This window comes from Bacteroides sp. 3_1_23, assembly GCF_000162555.1.
GTDB classification, from domain to species: Bacteria; Bacteroidota; Bacteroidia; order Bacteroidales; family Bacteroidaceae; genus Bacteroides; species Bacteroides ovatus.
The window spans coordinates 3995-6302 of record NZ_GG774962.1; the positions used below are offsets into that span (position 1 = coordinate 3995).

Here is a 2308-nt window from a genome sequence, read left to right on the forward strand (position 1 = left end):
AGCTTTCGCTGTTCCTCATTCTTGAGCTTGGTAGTCCCAGGCAGAGTTGAACTGCCGACCTCTACATTATCAGTGTAGCGCTCTAACCAACTGAGCTATAGGACTATGTTCTACGCATTATCGGCTGCTTTCGGCATAATCGATGCAAGCATCGCTTCTGCTCTCTCTTGCTCGATAATTCAACCTTGTCTACCTGTATGTTAGACTCGGCTTCTTTTTTCTCTTGTTTATCTCTATCTATACTTCTATAGATGGTTGATCTATATGTTATAAATAAACAAGTACCAGTAGTACAAAAAACAGAACCTTTAAAGTCTTTAAGTGGCTGCCACGTTTTGTGACAGTTACGGCATCGCTCCAGAAAGGAGGTGTTCCAGCCGCACCTTCCGGTACGGCTACCTTGTTACGACTTAGCCCCAATTACCAGTTTTACCCTAGGACGCTCCTTGCGGTTACGTACTTCAGGTACCCCCGGCTTTCATGGCTTGACGGGCGGTGTGTACAAGGCCCGGGAACGTATTCACCGCGCCATGGCTGATGCGCGATTACTAGCGAATCCAGCTTCACGAAGTCGGGTTGCAGACTTCGATCCGAACTGAGAGAGGTTTTTGGGATTAGCATCCTGTCACCAGGTAGCCGCCTTCTGTACCCCCCATTGTAACACGTGTGTAGCCCCGGACGTAAGGGCCGTGCTGATTTGACGTCATCCCCACCTTCCTCACATCTTACGACGGCAGTCTCTCTAGAGTCCTCAGCATCACCTGTTAGTAACTAAAGATAAGGGTTGCGCTCGTTATGGCACTTAAGCCGACACCTCACGGCACGAGCTGACGACAACCATGCAGCACCTTCACAACAGCCTTACGGCTATACTGTTTCCAATATATTCTGTTGCAATTTAAGCCCGGGTAAGGTTCCTCGCGTATCATCGAATTAAACCACATGTTCCTCCGCTTGTGCGGGCCCCCGTCAATTCCTTTGAGTTTCACCGTTGCCGGCGTACTCCCCAGGTGGAATACTTAATGCTTTCGCTTGGCCGCTTACTGTATATCGCAAACAGCGAGTATTCATCGTTTACTGTGTGGACTACCAGGGTATCTAATCCTGTTTGATACCCACACTTTCGAGCATCAGTGTCAGTAACAGTCTAGTGAGCTGCCTTCGCAATCGGAGTTCTTCGTGATATCTAAGCATTTCACCGCTACACCACGAATTCCGCCCACCTCTACTGTACTCAAGACTGCCAGTTTCAACTGCAATTTTACGGTTGAGCCGCAAACTTTCACAACTGACTTAACAATCCACCTACGCTCCCTTTAAACCCAATAAATCCGGATAACGCTCGGATCCTCCGTATTACCGCGGCTGCTGGCACGGAGTTAGCCGATCCTTATTCATATGGTACATACAAAATTCCACACGTGGAATACTTTATTCCCATATAAAAGAAGTTTACGACCCATAGAGCCTTCATCCTTCACGCTACTTGGCTGGTTCAGGCTCTCGCCCATTGACCAATATTCCTCACTGCTGCCTCCCGTAGGAGTTTGGACCGTGTCTCAGTTCCAATGTGGGGGACCTTCCTCTCAGAACCCCTATCCATCGTAGTCTTGGTGGGCCGTTACCCCGCCAACAAACTAATGGAACGCATCCCCATCGATAACCGAAATTCTTTAATAAAAATATCATGCGATATTCGTATACTATCCGGTATTAATCTTTCTTTCGAAAGGCTATTCCGGAGTTATCGGCAGGTTGGATACGTGTTACTCACCCGTGCGCCGGTCGCCATCTTCAGTTTGCAAGCAAACTAAAATGCTGCCCCTCGACTTGCATGTGTTAAGCCTGTAGCTAGCGTTCATCCTGAGCCAGGATCAAACTCTTCATTGTAAAAGTATTTTTTATCATCTGTTAAGATGACTTTTTTTGCTCTGTTCAGGACGCCGTAAATTTATTGACCTTATTCAAATACCTATTAGTCTTAATTGTATCACTACTTCATAAGACAAGTATTGACGGTTCTATTTTTTTACTTGTACTACTTGTATTGTTTATCAATATTTCAAAGAACTTGTTGCTTTCGTTTTAAAAGCGGGTGCAAAGGTAAAGGCTTTATTTTTAACTACCAAACTTTTTCGGAAGTTTTTTTTAGTTTTTCTTTTTACGCTGGTTTCTCTGACTCTCTATGCGAAAGGGAAAGAAGGTACAAAAGAAGAACTCCGGCCGTTTTTCTTTGCGAATCGGACTGCAAAGATAAGAACTTTAGTTATTATAATCCAAACTTTTCCGGAAGTTTTTTGTTCTTTTC

At 45.2% G+C, this 2308-nt stretch carries 1 tRNA gene and 1 rRNA gene; both read right to left on the reverse strand.

Going from position 1 to position 2308, the window contains the following annotated elements:
• Positions 1-28: 28 nt before the first annotated feature.
• Positions 29-105 (reverse strand) — tRNA-Ile (locus tag HMPREF9010_RS00050).
• 256 nt (positions 106-361) lie between these two features.
• Positions 362-1890: ribosomal RNA gene (locus HMPREF9010_RS00045) — 16S ribosomal RNA — on the reverse strand.
• Positions 1891-2308 lie beyond the last annotated feature (418 nt).